This window comes from Pantoea coffeiphila (genome assembly GCF_016909495.1).
Lineage (GTDB): Bacteria > Pseudomonadota > Gammaproteobacteria > Enterobacterales > Enterobacteriaceae > Erwinia > Erwinia coffeiphila.
Genome location: NZ_JAFBFW010000003.1, coordinates 844,673 through 863,667 on the forward strand (window position 1 = coordinate 844,673; position 18,995 = coordinate 863,667).

Consider the following 18,995-nt stretch of genomic DNA (forward strand, 5'->3'; position numbering starts at 1 on the left):
TGTCGCCCTGGCGGCCTCTCATTACGTTAAGCGAGAGACGATGTTTACTAATTTATCCGATAGATTGTCGCAAACCCTGCGCAACATCAGTGGCCGTGGACGGCTGACAGAAGACAATATCAAAGATACGCTGCGCGAAGTGCGCATGGCGCTGTTGGAAGCCGACGTTGCGCTGCCGGTGGTACGCGAATTTATCAGCCGTGTTAAAGAAAGCGCCGTCGGTCATGAAGTGAACAAAAGCCTGACTCCGGGTCAGGAATTCGTCAAGATCGTGAAAAATGAGCTGGTTGCCGCCATGGGGGAGGAGAACAACACTCTGAACCTGGCCGCTCAGCCGCCTGCTGTCGTGCTGATGGCCGGTTTGCAGGGGGCGGGTAAAACCACCAGCGTTGGTAAACTCGGTAAGTTCCTGCGTGAAAAGCACAAGAAAAAGGTGTTGGTTGTTTCTGCCGACGTTTATCGCCCGGCGGCGATCAAACAGCTGGAAACTCTGGCAGAGCAGGTCGGCGTGGATTTCTGCCCGTCCGATCTGAGCCAGAAGCCGGTTGATATTGTTAAGAACGCCCTGCAACAGGCGAAGCTGAAATTCTACGACGTGCTGCTGGTGGATACCGCCGGTCGACTGCACGTTGATGAAGCGATGATGGACGAGATCAAACAGGTCCACGCCGCGATTAACCCGGTTGAAACGCTGTTTGTGGTTGATGCCATGACCGGCCAGGATGCCGCCAATACGGCAAAAGCGTTTAACGAAGCGCTGCCGCTGACCGGTGTGGTGCTGACCAAAGTTGACGGTGATGCGCGCGGTGGTGCGGCCCTGTCGATTCGTCATATTACCGGCAAACCAATCAAATTTATGGGTGTCGGTGAGAAAACCGAAGCCCTTGAGCCATTCTATCCTGAGCGTATTGCGTCACGTATCCTCGGCATGGGCGACATGCTGTCGCTTATCGAAGATATCGAAAGCAAAGTTGACCGTGCGCAGGCTGAAAAGCTGGCCAGCAAGCTGAAGAAGGGTGACGGTTTCGACCTGAACGACTTCCTCGATCAGCTAAAGCAGATGCGTAATATGGGCGGCATGGCCAGCCTGATGGGCAAACTGCCGGGTATGGGTCAGCTGCCGGACAACGTTAAATCGCAAATGGACGATAAAGTTCTGGTGCGTATGGAAGCCATGATTAACTCAATGACGCGTAAAGAGCGCGAAAAACCTGAGATTATTAAAGGCTCCCGCAAGCGTCGTATTGCAACCGGTTCGGGTATGCAGGTGCAGGACGTTAACCGCTTACTGAAGCAGTTTGACGACATGCAGCGCATGATGAAAAAGATGAAAAAAGGTGGCATGGCGAAGATGATGCGCGGCATGAAAGGCATGATGCCGCCTGGCTTCCCAGGCCGTTAATCAAGCCGGAAAAGGGCTCAGGCGAATTAGGTTGCTTTTTTCGCCAAAATGAGTAAAATTTTCGGGCTTTTTATATTGCACCCGGGCCCCGTTCCCTCAATGGGGCCCGGTTGTTTTATTAACTAAAGAGGATGTTATGGTAACAATTCGTTTGGCACGTCACGGCGCTAAAAAGCGTCCATTCTACCAGGTAGTCGTCACTGACAGCCGTAATGCTCGCAATGGTCGTTTCATTGAGCGCGTTGGTTTCTTCAACCCGATCGCATCTGGTCAGGCTGAAGCACTGCGTCTTGATCTGGACCGCATTGAGCACTGGGTTGGCCAGGGCGCAACTCTGTCCGACCGCGTTGGTGCGCTGGTCAAAGAAGCAAAGAAAGCAGCTTAATCTGTCACGGTGGTCAACATGAGCAAGCAACACAACCAGCCTCCCGCTAACCCGTTAATTCTGGGAAAGATGGGCTCGGCCTACGGTATCCGTGGTTGGCTCAAAGTGTTTTCCTCCACCGAAGACGCCGAAAGCATTTTCGACTATCAGCCGTGGTTTATCCAGCGGGCGGGTCGGTGGCAGCATGTCGAGCTGGAAGGCTGGAAGCGCCACAATCAGGACATGATCATCAAAGTCAAAGGCATTGACGATCGTGATGCTGCAGGTCTGCTGACTAATTGCGAAATTGTCGTGGACTCGGAGCAACTGCCGGAGCTTGATAATGGTGAATACTACTGGAAAGACCTTATGGGCTGCCAGGTCGTCACCACTGAAGGCTACGAGCTGGGTAAAGTCATCGATATGATGGAAACCGGCTCAAACGACGTTATGGTCGTGAAGGCAAACCTGAAAGATGCATTTGGTGTGCAGGAACGGTTAATCCCGTTCCTCGATGAACAGGTTATCAAGAATGTCGATCTCACTACTCGTTCGATCGAAGTAGATTGGGATCCTGGTTTTTGAACTCCGAACAAAACGGTAATACTCCGGCGCAAAGTATGTGGATTGGCATAATCAGCCTGTTTCCTGAAATGTTTCGCGCAGTTACCGATTACGGAGTAACTGGCCGGGCAGTAAAAAATGGCCTGCTCAGCATTCAGAGCTGGAGTCCTCGTGATTTCGCTCACGATCGTCATCGTACCGTGGATGAACGTCCATACGGCGGCGGTCCGGGAATGTTAATGATGGTACAACCCTTGCGGGATGCCATTCACGCAGCAAAAGCGGCGGCAGGGGAAGGCGTTAAGGTGATTTATCTTTCACCTCAGGGCCGCAAACTCGATCAAGATGGTGTTTGCGAGCTGGCGACCAATCAGAAGTTAATTCTGGTCTGTGGTCGTTATGAAGGGATTGATGAGCGCGTAATTAAAACCGAGATCGATGAAGAATGGTCGATTGGGGATTACGTACTCAGCGGTGGCGAGCTGCCAGCGATGACGCTGATTGACTCGGTTTCCCGGTTTATTCCGGGAGTGCTGGGGAAACAGGCGTCGGCGGAAGAAGATTCGTTTTCTGACGGTTTGCTGGATTGCCCACACTACACCCGCCCTGAAGTGTTAGAAGGAATGGAAGTTCCGCCAGTTCTGCTGTCGGGCAACCATGCTGATATTCGCCGGTGGCGCCTGAAACAGTCGCTGGGCCGTACCTGGCTTAGAAGACCTGAACTTCTGGAAAACCTGGCTCTGACTGTAGAGCAAGCAAAGTTGCTGGCCGAGTTCCAACGGGAACACGCCAGGCAACAAAACGATGAGACGGCTGGACAGGCATAATGCCGGGTTCGCCTTAACTATCAGTTTACCCAGGATAAGAGATTTAATTATGAGCAACATTATCAAGCAACTTGAACAAGAACAGCTGAAACAGGACGTACCTTCATTCCGTCCGGGTGATTCCGTGGAAGTGAAAGTATGGGTCGTTGAAGGTGCTAAAAAGCGTCTGCAGGCATTCGAGGGCGTGGTTATCGCTATTCGTAACCGCGGTCTGCACTCTGCATTCACTGTTCGCAAAATTTCCAACGGCGAAGGTGTTGAGCGTGTATTCCAGACTCACTCCCCAGTTGTTGACAGCATTACCGTGAAACGTCGCGGTGCTGTGCGTAAAGCTAAACTGTACTACCTGCGTGAGCGTACTGGTAAGTCTGCACGTATCAAAGAACGTCTGGGCGCTTAAGCGACATCTGATAGTTAATAGTGAAAAGGGGTTAGCGTATGCTAGCCCCTTTTTTTATGAAAAATTCTCTGCCGACAAATACACAAATAAAAAATATAATGCCGTTATCCGCTGATTTAAAAGCTTTTTTAAACAGCGTAACGAGTATGTTTGATTGATACCCCACAGCCGGAACCTTCCCTGATATGAGTAGCCCTTCGACGGGTATTTCGATGAAAATCGCCGCAGCGCTGAGTTCAACGCTGATGATGGCCTGTGTTAAAGATCTGGACGGTACTATCCCCGTCGGTGAAGTGATTTTCTTTCGATCGTTTATCGCGCTGATCCCACTATTTATCTGGCTATGGAGCCAGGGCAGTATCCTTGATGGCATCAGGACAAAGAACGTTCGCGGGCACTTTGTCCGCGGCCTTGCCGGTACCGGCGGGCTTTATTTTAGTTATCTTTCGCTGATCTATATTTCCCTCGTTGACGTGACGGCGATTAACTATGCCGCACCGCTGATTACCGTGGTGATGGCGGCGCTTATTCTGCGGGAAAAAGTAAAATTTCATCGCTGGATAGCGGTGGCTGCCGGATTCGCCGGTATATTGGTTATGCTGTCGGGCCACCTTTTCTTTAATCGTGAAGGTGCCTTAACTTCCGTAAGCTGGACCTCCTCTCTGGGAATCATCCTCGCATTAGCGGCTGCGGTATGTATTGCCGGCGCATCGATTCAAATCCGCTATCTGAACGGCATTGAAAAGCCGGGAGCTATTGCATTCTGGTTCGCAGTGATGACCACGCTGACCTCGCTGACTACGCTGTGGTTTGGCTGGACGGTACCGAATCCCCGACAGCTGGTGTTATTAATCAGCTGCGGACTGCTGGGAGGGATCACCCAGATATTGTTAACGCTAAGCCTGCGCTATGCCGATGCTTCACTGCTGGCACCGTTTGATTACACCACGCTGGTCTGGTCGGCGATGATTGGTTTTCTCTTCTGGGGAAATATGCCGGAGACGGCGACGCTAATAGGAGCCGGGCTGGTGGTATCGGGGGGGATGATCTCGATGTATTTTGAGCGGCGTAATCGACGTATCGTGACTTCGCTGAGTACGGAAAGTTAGGTTGAATTCAGTATGAGAATCAGGCTGGGTTCAGTACAGGAAACCTGGTTGAGCTTAGTGCGAAAAGTCAGACTGGTCGCAATGACGAGAATAACGGGGCCTGATGCTTTCTCGGCCCCGTTGATATTTACGCGCGCTGGCTGGCCACGCGCAGAAGCTCAACGACCATCGGCGACAGTTCATTACGCAGGGCGGCTCGTTCCGACTGGAACAGCGTTGCCATAAAAAATTTGTGCTCAGGCAGTTCGATAGCGCGGACATCACCGTCAAGATCGTGGGCACTGATACGCAGTGAGTGGCCGTCAAGCTCGCTGACAAAATCAGCGTTAACGCCATAATTGCAGTGGTAGCCTTCCTCTATCTCGTTTTTACCGTACAGCGTGGCCAGGCGCGTTTCGGGCTGAATGACGATAGTTCCCGTTTTCTCTACCAGTGAACAGCTTAATGGTGCAATGACCAGGCGCCCACCGGTGTCGGTTTCAGCGTGCCCCGCATCTTCCCAGCCCAATACATTGCGGGCATATTCAACAACCGCGTACTGAAATCCGCCGCAGGAGCCGAGAAACGGCAGGTCGCTTTCGCGCGCATGGCGGATTGCCATAAACGCACCTGTATCATTCAGATAGGGACTGCCGGGGACCAGCCAGACGGCATCATATTTGGCCAGCATTGATGCATCGGTAAGTTCAGGAGTAGGCAGCCATTCGGCAGTAACATCGAGATTCAGGGACTGTGCGGCAAGGTCCACCGCCAGAGGAATGGCCTGATGGGCAACCGCATCGGCGCGATAATCGCCAATAAGCGCTAAGCGAACGTGAGACGTCATTGCAAATTATCCTGTGCAGGTAAAACAGAATGCTATATGAGACGGGATTCTCTGGCAATGTCATCTTCACTTTCATCTGATGAAGGGCGGTGCAGATGATAGATAACCGTGCTGACCGGACCGTTGTCCAGTACGATCAGCCCGTAGCGAATAGCGATAATTTTTGCGCCCACTTTTTCCGCGACGGAGCGGCTGGCGATATTTCTCTCCGCAACGAGGATTTCAACCACATCAATGTCCGGCTGACTGAAGGCGCTGGTTACCAGGCGGCGAACTGCCTCACTGGCAATCCCCTGTCGTTGTTCATTACTGTGAACCCAATAACCAATCGAGGTGGGGATCAGAGGATTGCTGCTGTAACGCAAACCGGCACCGCCGAGCAGGCGACCATCGGCAGCGAACAGGCCCATTTCGTTGGCTGTACCCTGTTGGCGCTGCAGGTGAGTCAGGTGAAACCAGAGTCGGGCCTCATCTTCCGTGTAATTCTTATGTGCCCATGTCATCCAGGGCAGCAGGGTATCCAGTGACTGATTAACGGCCTGCGCGAAGGGTACTGCGTCAGCGTCCTCAAACGCCCGCATGATAAAATCCATTCATTTCTCCCGACGGTTTGTCTTTAAAAATCGATGATCGATGCTAACAGTATCACAGCAGAGGGGAGGCCTGGTGGCAGGTGACGGAAAAGAAAGGCTTTTTTATCAAAGTCCATTATGTACATTTATATTTACACTGGTGGTTGTTGTTCTGTTTTATTTTATTGTTTTAAGTTGTTGATATTAATTGTTTTAATTGTTGTGTGGTGCTTGTGTTTTTGTCGGTGGTAATAAAACTGTACGTTTCGGGGTTGAGTAATGTACTTATTGTGGTACAGTTCTTTTCAACCTCACTGAGGACCCCTATTAATCGAATTGCCCAGGATTACGATCATGCAAAAAGATGCGCTGAACAATATTCATATCGCTGACGAACAGGTTCTGATTACCCCAGAGGAACTGAAAAAACGTTTCCCGCTTAACAGCGCGCTGGAACAGCAGATTGCCGCTTCGCGCCAGACCATTTCCGACATCATTAATGGTAAAGATCACCGTCTGCTGGTGGTGTGCGGGCCTTGTTCAATTCACGATACGGATGCAGCGCTGGAATACGCTCGTCATCTCAAAACTCTGGCCGATCAGGTTGGAGATCAGCTGTACATTGTGATGCGCGTTTACTTTGAAAAGCCACGTACCACCGTTGGCTGGAAAGGCCTGATTAACGATCCGCACATGGATAACACTTTTGATATGGAAGGGGGCCTGCATATTGCGCGTCAGCTTCTGTTGAATCTGGTTGAGATGGGCCTGCCGCTGGCGACCGAAGCGCTGGACCCAAACAGTCCACAGTACCTCGGCGACCTGTTCAGCTGGTCCGCCATCGGTGCGCGTACCACCGAGTCACAAACCCACCGTGAAATGGCATCCGGGTTGTCGATGCCTGTTGGATTCAAAAACGGCACCGATGGCAGTCTGGGTACCGCGATTAACGCCATGCGCGCGGCTGCGATGCCGCACCGCTTTGTCGGCATTAATCAGGCAGGCCAGGTCTGCCTGCTACAAACTCAGGGCAACCCGGACGGGCACGTGATCCTGCGCGGTGGTAAAAAGCCAAACTACGGCCCGGAAGATGTGGCGCAGTGTGAAAAAGAGATGCAGCAGGCGGGACTCCGCCCATCCTTGATGATAGATTGCAGTCACGGCAATTCTAATAAAGATTTCCGCCGCCAGTCGGGCGTCGCTGAATCTGCAGTGGCACAGATCAAAGACGGTAACCGTTCGATTATCGGTTTGATGCTGGAAAGTCACCTCAATGAAGGCAATCAGTCTTCCGAGCAGCCGCGCAGCGAAATGCGCTACGGCGTTTCGGTCACCGATGCCTGCATCAATTGGGAAACGACTGAAAGCCTGCTGCGTGAAATTCATCAGGATCTCAACGGCGTACTGGCGGCACGTCTGCAGTAAGAGGATTAACGAGTTATGGTGGCTGAACTGACCGCACTGCGCGATCAAATTGATGAAGTAGATAAAGCGCTACTGGATTTACTGGCTAAACGGCTGGAGCTGGTGGCGGAAGTGGGGGAAGTGAAAAGCCGCTACGGATTACCGATCTATGTACCGGAACGCGAGGCCACCATGCTGGCTTCGCGCCGCAAAGAGGCCGAGCTGCTCGGTGTACCGCCGGATCTGATCGAAGACGTGCTGCGTCGGGTCATGCGTGAATCCTATACCAGCGAAAATGATAAAGGCTTCAAAACACTGAATCCTGAACTGCGCCCGGTGGTGATCGTTGGTGGTAAAGGTCAGATGGGGCGGCTGTTTGAAAAAATGCTGACCCTTTCCGGCTATCAGGTGAAGATCCTCGATAAAGAGGAGCACCATCAGGCGGAAGCAATGCTGGCGGATGCCGGAATGGTGATTATCAGCGTGCCTATTCATCTGACCGAACAGGTGATCGCTGAGCTGCCGCCGCTGCCGCAGGACTGTATTCTGGTCGACTTGGCATCGGTAAAAAATAAACCGTTGCAGGCAATGCTGGCCGCGCACGGTGGGCCGGTATTGGGGCTGCACCCGATGTTTGGCCCTGACAGCGGCAGTCTGGCGAAACAGGTAGTGGTATGGTGCGACGGTCGTCAGCCGGAAGCCTATCAGTGGTTCCTGGAGCAGATTCAGGTCTGGGGGGCGCGGCTTCATCGCATCAGCGCGGTTGAGCACGATCAGAATATGGCGTTTATTCAGGCGCTGCGCCACTTTGCGACGTTTGCCTATGGCTTGCATCTGGCAGAAGAGAACGTGCAGCTGGAACAGCTACTGGCGCTCTCTTCACCGATCTACCGCCTTGAGCTGGCGATGGTCGGCCGTCTGTTCGCGCAGGACCCGCAGCTTTACGCGGACATTATTATGTCTTCGGAAAGTAACCTGGCGCTGATTAAGCGTTACTACACGCGGTTTGGTGAGGCGATTAAGCTGCTGGAGTACGGTGACAAGCAGGCGTTTATCGACAGCTTCCGCCGGGTAGAGCACTGGTTTGGCGACTACGCTAAGCGCTTCCAGGCCGAGAGCCGGACGCTGCTGCGCCAGGCAAATGACAGCCGGGCATAATTTGCCGTATTGATTGAGAAGGGCAGCCGTTGGTTAACCGCGCACTCAGAGTGAGCGGAAGTCACTTTCGGGCTGTCCTTTTTTATTGGTCAGTTCCGAATTCAGTCTGACCAGTATGACTTACGGCTTCGCGGCGCCAAAACCGTGCTGATGCAAAATCTCCCGTGCCTCTTCCGACAGTAAAAAATCAGCCAGAGGTTGTGCCGCTATATCACAAACCGCAAAACCGTAGATTGCCGAAGGCTGCCACTCCTGAGGAATGCTGACTGTTGCGATTTGGCTATTGTGCTCTCGCCGGTGGCTGTAGCTACTATAGCCGACGAAAATATCGGCCAGCCCTGACTCAATAATCCACGCTGCCGCCTGCATGCCCGGTGGAATTGCCGGGGAGTGCTCACCTCCAACGACCATTCTGGCTCGCTGCTTTAGATCCTGGCCGAGCAGGCTGTCCCACGCCGTCAGACGGTCAAACATCTGCCATGCATAGTCACCGCACGGATCGCTGCCGATCGTTGATGTTGCCACTCGCAGTGTCGGGTCCTTTAACAGCTCCAGCCAGGTCAGATCGCCAAGCTCGCGGCGCACATTAAGGCACAGCGAGTTCTGGCAAAAGGCGGCAACCTGCTGTGCCCGGCCTGACTGCTGAAGCGCCAGCGGGTGTGCCATATTGGCGGAGGCAAACAGATCGCAGGGTTCTCCCTGTTCGATGCGCTGCCGAAGCAGGCCCGCCGGGCCGAACTGCGTCTCCACGCCTGACGAATAATAGCTCTGAAAGCGTTCAGTGATGGCTGACCAGACGGGGCGCAGGCTGCCTGCGGCCAGTACGCGCAGCGGTTCCATCAGTTGCTGCCGCGATAGTCAGTGCGATAAAAACGCTGATACCAGCTTTCGGCCTGCTGTTGCATATCGATATCCTTGAATTTTTCGGGATAAAGCTTTTTCGCCATCCAAAGTTCACCCAGCGCCATCGCTTCAGGCATCGGATACCCCCAGGCCTTGGCATATTCCGGCATCAGATAGACGCGATGATTTTTTACCGCATCTAAAGCCTGCCAGACCGGCTGCTGATATATCTCATCTACCACCTGCGGGTATCGATCCTGGACAAAGATGACCTGAGGGTTCCAGGCCAGTATCTGCTCCATTGAAACCTGCTTATAGCCTTTTACCGTTGCGGCAGCGACGTTCATCGCGCCGGCATGGTTCATCATTAGCCCGGTGTACTTACCGGAACCGTAGGTTGTCAGGTCGGGGTTCGCCATATACACGCGGATACGCTGGTCGGCGGGAATGTCCTTAAGGCGGTCGGCAGTTTGCTGGCGCAGGCTAAAAGTGGCTTTAATCAGCGCCTCGGCCTGCTGCTGATGGTTTACCACCGCGCCGATTAAACGGATACCGTCTTTCAGACCCTGATTGTAAGCCTGTTCCTCATTCTGCAACTCGGGATTAAGATGGCTCTGCTGTTTATCATCCGCCCGCAGCGAGATGGCAATCACGGCAATACCCAGCTGTTGGATCTGGTCGATCATCTCCTGCGGTGCGTAGTTGGTGACAAACACCACTTGTGGATGCAGGGCAACCAGCTTTTCCAGATCGACATGGGTCAGATCGCCAAGCATCGGTACTTTGGTTAACTCAGGCACCAGGCGAGCATAGCTGTCACCGAGCTGCTGTCGCCAGTTGGCGAGTATTCCCACCATCTTGTTTGTGGCATCCAGCTGAACCAGCAGGTTCAGAGTCTGATGCTGTAGCACGACAACCCGATCAACCCTATCGGGAATGGTAACCTGCCGACCAAGCTGATCGGTAACGATACGATCGGCATAAGAGAAACCGGGGACGGAGGCAAGCAGCACCAGTAAGACAAAGAAGCGGAGAATTTGACGCATGAAGATTTCCTGAATTTCGCTATATACCTAATGATATAGCGTCAGGAGTCTGGGGGGAATGATTCTGTGGCAGGAAATCGGTGGCCCGCACGGCAGGCCACCTGTATTCGTCAGAGTGGCTCTACCGCCACGACGTTTTCGCTGGGGTAGCAGCCCAGTACTTTCAGCGAGCGGGTAATCGGGGCCAGCTCGCGCAGCGCCTGCTGAACCTCATCTGAACGCAGGTTTCCCTGGAAATCGATGTAAAACATCTCTTCCCACGGATTACCGTTAATCGGACGAGACTCCAGCTTGCTCATAGTCAGATTATGCTGGCGCAGTACCAGCAACGCCTCAACCAGTGCGCCTGCCTGCTGTCCTGTTGCCATAATCAGCGTGGTTTTAGCCGGAACCTGCATTGAAACATCCACCGGTTTGCGGGCCAGCACGATAAAGCGGGTGATATTTTGCCGTTGGTTGGCGAGATTCCTTTCCAGAACCTGCAGACCGTACAGATCGCCCCCGGCTTCACTGCCCAGTGCGGCGACCTTCGGAGAATTCATCGCAGCGACTTTTTCCATCGCGGCGGCGGTGCTTTCTGTGTACTCAATTTTCCAGTGCGGATAGCGGTGGATAAACTGGCTGCACTGCTGGAAAGGCTGAGGGTGGCTGTAAACGGTTTCAATCTGCTGGAGATCGGTGCTGCCGGAAACCAGAACACAGTGGTCGATAGGCAGAGTGATTTCACCGACGATCGACAGACTGGTTTGCTGCAGCAGATCGTAGACATCGGTAATGGAGCCGGATGTGGTGTTCTCGATAGGCAGAACGGCGTAATCCGCCTGTCCGGTCTCAACCTGGTTAAAAATATCGTGGAATTTCAGGCAGCCACTCTCGATGAAATTATCAAAATGGCGTGCCGCATAGTGGCGCGAGGCCAGATGCGAATAGGAACCTTTTGGACCAAGGAAAGCGATACGGGCGGACTGCGCGTTAGTGTTATTCAGATGCTTTTGCAGCAGCGCCTGCTGGGTTAGTACGGAATCTTCAATAATCAGCTGAAACAGGCGGGTGATGTAGTGAGCATCCAATTTATGTGCTTTGCCCAGTGTAATCAGGTGCTCAAGCAAATCGCGTTCGCGATCGATGTCACGGATGGGGCGATGCGTCGCCATTTTGGCTGTAGCAACGTCAATCGCCAGCGCACGGCGCTGAGCCAGCAGTTGCAGTAGTTCTTCATCCAGCGCGCTGATTTTACCACGCAGGGCCAGCAAAGGATTCTCGGAGTTCATATCGCTACCTGTCAGATGTCGCTAAAAAAAAAGCCTCCCTTTGTCGGGAGGCTTTATTGTTCGTCTTCGCATTCATTCTTACACGACGAATTGCCTCCCAGTCAGGGGAAGGTAAAAAAGAATGCGAAGAAAAACGGGATAAATTTCATTTTGCTCAATTCATAGCAGCGGTCTGGAGGGTTAAAGTAACCGCTGTAATTTCATTCTGTCAATAAAAAACGCGCCCGCAGGCGCGTTATTCGGGATGAGTCATTTATTCTTCGTCAATCGGACTGAGATCTTTGACGCTGGCGGCGGCGCGACGCGCTTCACCTTTGTGCTGAACTTTATTCAGCTGGCGCTCGAGTTTGTTAATCAGCTCGTTGATAGCCGTGTACATATCTTCGTGTTTGGCGGTGGCAACCAGCGGCCCGTTAGGCGTATTGATATTGGCATCGGCAACGAACTCTTTCGGCTCCTTCGAAAGAACAATGTGCGGATTAATCAGATGGGTTTGCCATTTTTCGAGCTTAGAGAGACGGTCTTCGACATGCTGGCGGATAGCCGGAGTAATTTCCATTTGTTTGCTGGTAATGTTCAGAACCATAGTGCTTACCTCTCTGTCATTTCCGTCTTGGTAAGTCCAGCATAGCGCCAAAAACGGTAAAATGTGTGATTTAGATCACGTTTTATTGTCACTTTTTGTCAAGAAGGATAAAAGTGTGAAACCGGCAGATAAATGCGGTCAGAGCCCTTGTCGGCGGGCTGTTTCAATGGCATTGTTGATGGGATAACTACAGCGGGAATTTGCCGGAATGGCATTTTTCAGGCGTAAAAAAGGCAGCTTAGCGCTGCCTTTTTTGTTACCAGCGAATCAGGCCTGATTCGCAGTGATGATTTTAGCCACACGCTCAGCTTCGGCATTAAGCTGCAGCTGACGATAAGCATTTTCCATCAGAGGTAACGCGGTGCGCGTTGCTTTCGTATCCGGGTAATCTTTCAGCATTTGCTCTACACGGTTAACCACAGCGACATAGGCACCGCGTTTAGTGTAGAATTCAGCCACGGATAATTCGTATTTCGCCAGGCGATCTTTCAGGAACACCAGGCGCTTACGTGCATCGGTCGCATATTGACTGTTAGGGTAGCCGCGCAGTAACTGCGAGAAGTCCTTAAAAGCATCACGCGCATGAGTTGGATCGCGGTCCGATCGGTCAATACCAAAGAATCCCTGCAGCGCACTATCATCCAACGCCATATCCGTCAGGCCACGCATGTAAATAACGTAGTCAATGTTCGGATGGGTAGGGTTGAGGCGCATAAAGCGGTCGATGGCAGCCTGGGCCAGCGGCAAATCGGCATTCTTATAGTATGCGTAGATCAGGTCTAGCTGAACTTGCTGGGAGTAAGGGCCGAATGGATAGCGGTTATCTAGCGCTTCCAGTTGCGTTATTGCTCCTTTAAAGTTACCGTCCTGCAGTTTTTGCTGGGCAGTGGCATAAATCTCGGAAGGCGGGCTGTCAGGCACCACATCCTTGGAGCCGGAACATCCAGCTAATGCCAGGCTCAACGTGGCTGCAGCCACCAGATATTTCATACGCGTCATGACGATTTGATTATCCTCAGAGTGTTATTCAGGAAGCTGTCCGTATAGCTCCCGATAGTGACCAGGTACAATAGCACATTATATTAAACGGCATCGCCGTGAAAACCCAACGTTAACGAAGAAGCTGTGTATGGCACAACAAGTAAAACTCAACGCAACGGTATCCGAATCGCAACTCGGACAACGCTTAGATCAGGCTTTGGCCGAATTGTTCCCTGATTATTCACGTTCTCGCATAAAAGAATGGATTCTTGACCGTCGCGTCACCGTAAACGGTGAAATAATCGACAAACCTAAGGAAAAGGTGCTCGGAAGTGAGCAAATTATCATCGATGCGGAAATCGAAGAAGAGGCAAGATGGGAAGCGCAGGACATCCCATTAGAAATCGTTTATGAAGATGACGATATTTTGGTCATTAATAAACCGCGTCATCTCGTCGTCCATCCTGGCGCGGGCAACCCCGATGGCACAGTGCTGAATGCATTGCTGCATCATTTCCCGGCCATTGCCGATGTGCCGCGCGCGGGTATCGTCCATCGTCTGGATAAAGATACTACCGGCCTGATGGTTGTCGCTAAAACCGTTCCGGCACAGACGCATCTGGTGGATTCACTTCAGCGGCGTGAAATTACCCGCGAGTATGAAGCTGTGGCGATTGGCCGCATGACCGCTGGCGGTACCGTTGATGAGCCGATTAGCCGTCACTCAACCAAGCGCACGCATATGGCGGTACACCCGATGGGTAAACCGGCAACGACGCATTACCGCATTATGGAACACTTCCGTGCCCATACGCGTCTGCGTCTGCGTCTGGAAACCGGGCGTACTCACCAGATCCGCGTGCATATGTCCCACATTACACATCCGCTTGTGGGCGATCCGCTCTATGGTGGCCGTCCTCGCCCGCCGAAGGGTGCTTCTGAGGCCTTCATTACCGCACTGCGCGGTTTCGATCGCCAGGCGCTGCACGCAACCATGCTGCGTCTGTACCATCCGATCACCGGCATCGAGATGGAGTGGCACGCGCCGCTGCCGCAGGACATGGTCGATCTGATCAATGCTCTGAAGGCGGATACCGAAGAGTTTAAAGATCAGATGGATTGGTAATGAAGCCCGTTATTCCCGACTGGTCACTTCCCGTCAACGTTCGCGCGTGCAGCAGCACGCGCAGCGGCGGCATCAGCGATGCCCCATGGAGCAGTCTGAACCTGGGGGCACACGTTGGTGACGATCCACAAAACGTGCAGACTAATCGTCAACGTTTGGTAGAGGCATGTAATCTGCCTTCGATGCCGGTCTGGCTGGAGCAGGTACACGGCACGGATGTGCTGCGGCTGGATGGTCAGCCTCCGGCTTCATTGCGGGCAGATGCCGTCTACACTCGGGAGCCTGGGGTTGTTTGTGCGGTGATGACTGCGGACTGTTTGCCGGTATTGTTTTGTTCGGCAGATGGCCAGGAAATTGCGGCCGCTCACGCTGGCTGGCGCGGATTGTGTTCTGGGGTACTCGAAGCAACACTTGACGCTTTTTCCGCTCCAGCAGAAGAGATTATCGTCTGGCTCGGTCCGGCTATCGGGCCGAACGCATTTGAAGTTGGGCCAGAGGTAAAAGACGCCTTTTGTGCCGTCGATCCTGCTGCCAACTCGGCTTTTTGTGCTGTAGGTGAAAAATTTTATGCCGATCTCTGGATGCTGGCAACGCAGCGCTTAAACGCTGCCGGAGTGCGGTGTATCAGGGGCGGCGGCGATTGTACCTATACGCAGGAAGAACAATTTTTCTCCTTCCGACGCGATGGAATCACCGGGCGTATGGCAAGTTTCATCTGGCTGATATAACCTAGCGCCATAAGACGGTCCGGATTGATGTTTTTTTCTCCGAAATGTTCAGGTCATTACCTTGAAAAATTTGAGGGATGACCTCATTTAATCTCCAGTAGCAATTTGACCTGAATGGGGGAAATTATGCGTCTGGATCGTCTTACTAACAAATTTCAGCTGGCACTGGCTGACGCCCAATCCCTGGCCCTCGGCCGAGATAATCAATTTATCGAACCTCTGCACTTGATGAGCGCACTGCTTAATCAGGAAGGTGGTTCCGTACGTCCTTTACTTACCGCGGCTGGCGTAGACGTTGCCTCTTTACGCAGCGGTATTGAACAGGCACTCAGTCGCTTACCGCAGGTTGAAGGCACCGATGGCGATGTTCAGCCTTCTGCTGACCTGGTCCGCGTACTGAACCTGTGTGACAAACTGGCGCAAAAGCGCGCCGACAACTTCATTTCATCAGAATTATTTGTTCTGGCAGCACTCGACTCCCGTGGTTCACTGGCCGACTTACTGAAATCGGCCGGGGTCACCAATGACAAGCTGACGAAAGCGATTGACCAGATGCGAGGAGGAGAGAACGTGAACGATCAAGGGGCGGAAGATCAACGCCAGGCATTAAGTAAATACACTATCGACCTGACCGAACGCGCCGAGAAAGGCAAACTTGATCCGGTTATTGGCCGCGATGAAGAGATTCGCCGTACCATTCAGGTACTGCAGCGTCGTACCAAAAATAACCCGGTACTGATCGGTGAACCCGGTGTGGGTAAAACGGCCATTGTTGAAGGTCTGGCACAGCGCATCATTAACGGCGAAGTACCGGAAGGACTGAAAGGCCGCCGCGTGCTGGCGCTGGATATGGGGGCGCTGGTGGCCGGGGCTAAATACCGCGGTGAATTTGAAGAGCGTCTGAAAGGTGTGCTGAACGATTTGTCGAAACAGGAAGGCAACGTCATTCTGTTTATCGACGAACTGCACACCATGGTCGGTGCCGGTAAAGCCGACGGCGCAATGGATGCCGGTAATATGCTGAAGCCTGCGCTGGCGCGCGGCGAGCTGCACTGCGTTGGCGCGACAACGCTGGACGAATATCGCCAGTACATTGAAAAAGATGCCGCGCTGGAACGTCGTTTCCAGAAGGTGTTCGTGGCCGAACCAAGCGTGGAAGATACCATTGCTATCTTGCGCGGCCTGAAAGAGCGCTATGAGTTGCATCACCATGTACAGATTACCGACCCGGCTATCGTTGCGGCGGCTACGCTGTCCCATCGCTATATTGCCGATCGCCAGCTGCCGGACAAAGCTATCGATCTGATCGATGAAGCGGCATCCAGCATTCGCATGCAAATCGACTCCAAGCCGGAAGCGCTCGATCGCCTGGAGCGTCGTATCATTCAGCTGAAGCTGGAACAGCAGGCGCTGAAGAAAGAATCTGACGATGCCAGTATCAAACGTCTGGAGATGCTGGAAAACGAGCTTTCGCAGAAAGAGCGCGAATACTCTGAGCTGGAAGAGGAGTGGAAGGCGGAGAAAGCCTCTCTTTCCGGAACCCAGCACATTAAAGCCGAGCTGGAGCAGGCCAGGCTGAATATGGAACAGGCGCGCCGACTGGGTGACCTGGGACAGATGTCTGAGCTGCAGTACGGTAAAATTCCGGAGCTGGAAAAACAGCTGGCGGCGGCAACCCAGGCTGAAGGCAAGACCATGCGCCTGCTGCGTAACCGCGTGACCGATGTTGAAATTGCCGACGTGCTTGCGCGCTGGACCGGTATTCCTGTGGCCCGCATGATGGAAGGCGAGCGTGACAAGCTGTTGCGCATGGAGCAGGAATTGCATACGCGGGTGATTGGGCAGAATGAAGCGGTGGAAGCCGTATCGAACGCCATTCGCCGTAGCCGTGCTGGCCTGGCCGATCCGAATCGTCCAATTGGCTCGTTCCTGTTCCTCGGCCCGACCGGGGTGGGTAAAACCGAACTGTGTAAAGCGCTGGCTAACTTTATGTTCGACAGTGACGATGCAATGGTGCGTATCGACATGTCCGAGTTTATGGAGAAACACTCGGTGTCGCGCCTGGTGGGTGCACCTCCGGGATATGTCGGTTATGAAGAAGGCGGATACCTGACCGAAGCGGTACGTCGTCGTCCTTATTCAGTGATCCTGCTGGATGAAGTTGAGAAAGCTCATCCGGATGTCTTCAACATCCTTCTTCAGGTGCTGGATGATGGTCGCTTAACCGATGGTCAGGGTAGAACGGTCGATTTCCGCAACACCGTGGTGATCATGACTTCTAACCTGGGTTCCGATCTGATCCAGGAACGGTTCGGTGCGCTGAGCTATGGCGAAATGAAAGAGTTGGTCATGTCTGTGGTCAGCCACAGCTTCCGTCCGGAATTCATTAACCGTATTGACGAGCTGGTGGTGTTCCACCCGCTGGGCGAGAAACATATTGCTTCTATTGCTCGTATCCAGCTGCAGCGTTTGTATCAGCGCCTGGAAGAGCGGGGTTATGAGCTGCATATTTCCGATGCCGCTCTGCAGCAGCTCGGTGAGAATGGTTATGATCCGGTCTACGGCGCGCGACCGCTGAAACGCGCTATCCAGCAGCAGATTGAAAACCCGCTGGCACAGCAGATTCTTTCCGGCGCTTTGGTACCGGGTAAGACAATAGAAATGGATCTGCAGGATGGCGTTATCGTTGCGCATCAGTAAAGTGCACTGTGTCAGGTAAGCTCCTGAACGGGGTTTTCTGACCATGTCATCATTAAAATGGGCCTTCGGGCCCATTTTTGTTTATTAAATCGGCAAAAATGAGGCTTTTAACACAGGTTTGGGTGAAAACTAAGCATGTGAACATTTTTTTGAAATTAGCCCTTGTCAGCCGCCAGAAAATCCCTATACTGCGCCTCCACTGACACGGAACAACGGCTTACAGGCCAGCGTGTTAGAGGTTCAGAAAGTTGTCTGAACCGCCGGAAAAAACTTCTCAAAAAGAAGTTGACTCCGAAGGAGGAAAGCGTAATATACGCCACCTCGCAGCAGATTGCCCCGGCACTGACTGCACTGCTCTTTAACAATTTATCAGACAATCTGTGTGGGCACTCGCAGGATTGATATCAAAAGTCTCCGGACTTTAAAAAATATCAAGTCTCACGAGTGAACACATAATGAAATTCATTATGACGTTTTACAGATGAGCATCGCTGAACTTGTTTCAGCAAATCAAGCTTTTAATTGAAGAGTTTGATCATGGCTCAGATTGAACGCTGGCGGCAGGCCTAACACATGCAAGTCGAACGGTAGCACAGAGAGCTTGCTCTTGGGTGACGAGTGGCGGACGGGTGAGTAATGTCTGGGAAACTGCCCGATGGAGGGGGATAACTACTGGAAACGGTAGCTAATACCGCATAACGTCTTCGGACCAAAGTGGGGGACCTTCGGGCCTCACACCATCGGATGTGCCCAGATGGGATTAGCTAGTAGGTGGGGTAATGGCTCACCTAGGCGACGATCCCTAGCTGGTCTGAGAGGATGACCAGCCACACTGGAACTGAGACACGGTCCAGACTCCTACGGGAGGCAGCAGTGGGGAATATTGCACAATGGGCGCAAGCCTGATGCAGCCATGCCGCGTGTATGAAGAAGGCCTTCGGGTTGTAAAGTACTTTCAGCGGGGAGGAAGGCATTGTGGTTAATAACCGCAGTGATTGACGTTACCCGCAGAAGAAGCACCGGCTAACTCCGTGCCAGCAGCCGCGGTAATACGGAGGGTGCAAGCGTTAATCGGAATTACTGGGCGT

At 52.8% G+C, this 18,995-nt stretch carries 19 protein-coding genes, 1 rRNA gene and 1 other annotated feature; of the genes, 12 read left to right on the plus strand and 8 right to left on the minus strand.

The features are described from left to right. The first annotated feature begins 40 nt into the window (after positions 1 to 40). The 6 genes from ffh (at position 41) to JOE09_RS13575 (ending at position 4,666) form a co-directional block, all read left to right on the plus strand. Positions 41 to 1,402, plus strand: a complete 1,362-nt coding sequence (gene ffh, locus JOE09_RS13550) for a signal recognition particle protein (RefSeq protein ID WP_105593982.1) — start codon at positions 41 to 43, stop codon at positions 1,400 to 1,402. A 136-nt stretch (positions 1,403 to 1,538) separates the two neighbouring features. After that, positions 1,539 to 1,787, plus strand: a complete 249-nt coding sequence (gene rpsP, locus JOE09_RS13555) for a 30S ribosomal protein S16 (RefSeq protein ID WP_105593983.1) — start codon at positions 1,539 to 1,541, stop codon at positions 1,785 to 1,787. A gap of 18 nt (positions 1,788 to 1,805) precedes the next feature. After that, on the plus strand, positions 1,806 to 2,351 hold the full coding sequence (rimM, locus tag JOE09_RS13560) for a ribosome maturation factor RimM (protein ID WP_105593984.1): 546 nt from the start codon (positions 1,806 to 1,808) through the stop codon (positions 2,349 to 2,351). A gap of 35 nt (positions 2,352 to 2,386) precedes the next feature. Next, positions 2,387 to 3,157: a tRNA (guanosine(37)-N1)-methyltransferase TrmD gene (trmD, locus tag JOE09_RS13565; RefSeq protein WP_105593985.1), complete on the plus strand. Its 771-nt coding sequence runs from the start codon at positions 2,387 to 2,389 to the stop codon at positions 3,155 to 3,157. A 49-nt stretch (positions 3,158 to 3,206) separates the two neighbouring features. Beyond that, positions 3,207 to 3,557, plus strand: a complete 351-nt coding sequence (rplS, locus tag JOE09_RS13570) for a 50S ribosomal protein L19 (protein ID WP_105593986.1) — start codon at positions 3,207 to 3,209, stop codon at positions 3,555 to 3,557. A gap of 185 nt (positions 3,558 to 3,742) precedes the next feature. Next, complete coding sequence (locus JOE09_RS13575; RefSeq protein ID WP_205066120.1) at positions 3,743 to 4,666, plus strand: DMT family transporter; 924 nt, start codon at positions 3,743 to 3,745, stop codon at positions 4,664 to 4,666. Positions 4,667 to 4,793: 127 nt separating this feature from the next. Here JOE09_RS13575 and JOE09_RS13580 read toward each other — a convergent pair whose 3' ends face one another. Then, complete coding sequence (locus JOE09_RS13580; protein ID WP_205066121.1) at positions 4,794 to 5,492, minus strand: CTP synthase C-terminal region-related (seleno)protein; 699 nt, start codon at positions 5,490 to 5,492, stop codon at positions 4,794 to 4,796. A gap of 32 nt (positions 5,493 to 5,524) precedes the next feature. Then, entirely contained in the window at positions 5,525 to 6,085 is a 561-nt protein-coding gene (locus JOE09_RS13585; protein ID WP_205066122.1) for a GNAT family N-acetyltransferase, read from the minus strand. Between the two features lie 333 nt (positions 6,086 to 6,418). Here JOE09_RS13585 and JOE09_RS13590 point away from each other — a divergent pair, with 333 nt between their 5' ends. Both JOE09_RS13590 and tyrA read left to right on the plus strand, forming a co-directional pair. Continuing rightward, on the plus strand, positions 6,419 to 7,489 hold the full coding sequence (locus JOE09_RS13590; protein WP_200564067.1) for a 3-deoxy-7-phosphoheptulonate synthase: 1,071 nt from the start codon (positions 6,419 to 6,421) through the stop codon (positions 7,487 to 7,489). A 15-nt stretch (positions 7,490 to 7,504) separates the two neighbouring features. Then, positions 7,505 to 8,626 carry a bifunctional chorismate mutase/prephenate dehydrogenase gene (gene tyrA / locus JOE09_RS13595; protein ID WP_205066123.1) on the plus strand — a complete coding sequence of 374 codons (1,122 nt, stop codon included), beginning with the start codon at positions 7,505 to 7,507 and terminating at the stop codon, positions 8,624 to 8,626. A 120-nt stretch (positions 8,627 to 8,746) separates the two neighbouring features. Here tyrA and JOE09_RS13600 read toward each other — a convergent pair whose 3' ends face one another. From JOE09_RS13600 to bamD, 6 genes are all read right to left on the minus strand, one after another. Next, the gene (locus JOE09_RS13600) at positions 8,747 to 9,466 is read right to left on the minus strand and encodes a substrate-binding domain-containing protein (RefSeq protein ID WP_205066124.1); all 720 of its coding nucleotides are present in this window, start codon (positions 9,464 to 9,466) and stop codon (positions 8,747 to 8,749) included. Next, entirely contained in the window at positions 9,466 to 10,515 is a 1,050-nt protein-coding gene (locus tag JOE09_RS13605; protein WP_205066125.1) for an ABC transporter substrate-binding protein, read from the minus strand. Before JOE09_RS13605 ends, JOE09_RS13600 begins: the two co-directional genes overlap by 1 nt. Before the next feature lie 110 nt (positions 10,516 to 10,625). Beyond that, entirely contained in the window at positions 10,626 to 11,786 is a 1,161-nt protein-coding gene (pheA, locus tag JOE09_RS13610) for a bifunctional chorismate mutase/prephenate dehydratase (protein ID WP_205066126.1), read from the minus strand. A gap of 23 nt (positions 11,787 to 11,809) precedes the next feature. Then, positions 11,810 to 11,936, minus strand: a sequence feature (Phe leader region). Then, positions 11,888 to 11,935, minus strand: coding sequence for a pheA operon leader peptide PheL (pheL, locus tag JOE09_RS13615; protein ID WP_105594002.1), 48 nt, complete (start codon positions 11,933 to 11,935; stop codon positions 11,888 to 11,890). (Overlaps the previous feature by 48 nt.) Positions 11,937 to 12,039: 103 nt before the next feature. Continuing rightward, positions 12,040 to 12,372 (minus strand): ribosome-associated translation inhibitor RaiA, encoded by a 333-nt coding sequence (raiA, locus tag JOE09_RS13620; protein ID WP_123330820.1) that lies wholly within the window; start codon positions 12,370 to 12,372, stop codon positions 12,040 to 12,042. 267 nt (positions 12,373 to 12,639) lie between these two features. Next, positions 12,640 to 13,371 carry an outer membrane protein assembly factor BamD gene (bamD, locus tag JOE09_RS13625; protein ID WP_205066127.1) on the minus strand — a complete coding sequence of 244 codons (732 nt, stop codon included), beginning with the start codon at positions 13,369 to 13,371 and terminating at the stop codon, positions 12,640 to 12,642. 130 nt (positions 13,372 to 13,501) lie between these two features. Between bamD and rluD the strand changes: the two genes are divergently transcribed. From rluD to JOE09_RS13645, 4 genes are all read left to right on the plus strand, one after another. Further along, entirely contained in the window at positions 13,502 to 14,479 is a 978-nt protein-coding gene (rluD, locus tag JOE09_RS13630) for a 23S rRNA pseudouridine(1911/1915/1917) synthase RluD (protein WP_205066128.1), read from the plus strand. Beyond that, complete coding sequence (gene yfiH, locus JOE09_RS13635; protein WP_205066129.1) at positions 14,479 to 15,207, plus strand: purine nucleoside phosphorylase YfiH; 729 nt, start codon at positions 14,479 to 14,481, stop codon at positions 15,205 to 15,207. Before rluD ends, yfiH begins: the two co-directional genes overlap by 1 nt. Positions 15,208 to 15,321: 114 nt before the next feature. After that, the gene (clpB, locus tag JOE09_RS13640; RefSeq protein WP_205066130.1) at positions 15,322 to 17,907 is read left to right on the plus strand and encodes an ATP-dependent chaperone ClpB; all 2,586 of its coding nucleotides are present in this window, start codon (positions 15,322 to 15,324) and stop codon (positions 17,905 to 17,907) included. A 519-nt stretch (positions 17,908 to 18,426) separates the two neighbouring features. Next, a 16S ribosomal RNA gene (locus JOE09_RS13645) occupies positions 18,427 to 18,995 on the plus strand; the annotation flags it as partial.

What these genes read in the sequence shown, in the direction of transcription:
- JOE09_RS13605 (WP_205066125.1), bottom strand. Translation starts at nt 10,515, where the DNA reads ATGCGTCAAATTCTCCGCTTCTTTGTCTTACTGGTGCTGCTTGCCTCC.
- pheA (WP_205066126.1), bottom strand. Translation starts at nt 11,786, where the DNA reads ATGAACTCCGAGAATCCTTTGCTGGCCCTGCGTGGTAAAATCAGCGCG.
- ffh (WP_105593982.1), top strand. Translation starts at nt 41, where the DNA reads ATGTTTACTAATTTATCCGATAGATTGTCGCAAACCCTGCGCAACATC.
- trmD (WP_105593985.1), top strand. Translation starts at nt 2,387, where the DNA reads ATGTGGATTGGCATAATCAGCCTGTTTCCTGAAATGTTTCGCGCAGTT.
- raiA (WP_123330820.1), bottom strand. Translation starts at nt 12,372, where the DNA reads ATGGTTCTGAACATTACCAGCAAACAAATGGAAATTACTCCGGCTATC.
- JOE09_RS13590 (WP_200564067.1), top strand. Translation starts at nt 6,419, where the DNA reads ATGCAAAAAGATGCGCTGAACAATATTCATATCGCTGACGAACAGGTT.
- yfiH (WP_205066129.1), top strand. Translation starts at nt 14,479, where the DNA reads ATGAAGCCCGTTATTCCCGACTGGTCACTTCCCGTCAACGTTCGCGCG.
- rpsP (WP_105593983.1), top strand. Translation starts at nt 1,539, where the DNA reads ATGGTAACAATTCGTTTGGCACGTCACGGCGCTAAAAAGCGTCCATTC.
- JOE09_RS13600 (WP_205066124.1), bottom strand. Translation starts at nt 9,466, where the DNA reads ATGGAACCGCTGCGCGTACTGGCCGCAGGCAGCCTGCGCCCCGTCTGG.
- rplS (WP_105593986.1), top strand. Translation starts at nt 3,207, where the DNA reads ATGAGCAACATTATCAAGCAACTTGAACAAGAACAGCTGAAACAGGAC.
- tyrA (WP_205066123.1), top strand. Translation starts at nt 7,505, where the DNA reads ATGGTGGCTGAACTGACCGCACTGCGCGATCAAATTGATGAAGTAGAT.
- JOE09_RS13585 (WP_205066122.1), bottom strand. Translation starts at nt 6,085, where the DNA reads ATGGATTTTATCATGCGGGCGTTTGAGGACGCTGACGCAGTACCCTTC.
- bamD (WP_205066127.1), bottom strand. Translation starts at nt 13,371, where the DNA reads ATGACGCGTATGAAATATCTGGTGGCTGCAGCCACGTTGAGCCTGGCA.
- JOE09_RS13580 (WP_205066121.1), bottom strand. Translation starts at nt 5,492, where the DNA reads ATGACGTCTCACGTTCGCTTAGCGCTTATTGGCGATTATCGCGCCGAT.
- rluD (WP_205066128.1), top strand. Translation starts at nt 13,502, where the DNA reads ATGGCACAACAAGTAAAACTCAACGCAACGGTATCCGAATCGCAACTC.
- rimM (WP_105593984.1), top strand. Translation starts at nt 1,806, where the DNA reads ATGAGCAAGCAACACAACCAGCCTCCCGCTAACCCGTTAATTCTGGGA.
- clpB (WP_205066130.1), top strand. Translation starts at nt 15,322, where the DNA reads ATGGGGGAAATTATGCGTCTGGATCGTCTTACTAACAAATTTCAGCTG.
- JOE09_RS13575 (WP_205066120.1), top strand. Translation starts at nt 3,743, where the DNA reads ATGAGTAGCCCTTCGACGGGTATTTCGATGAAAATCGCCGCAGCGCTG.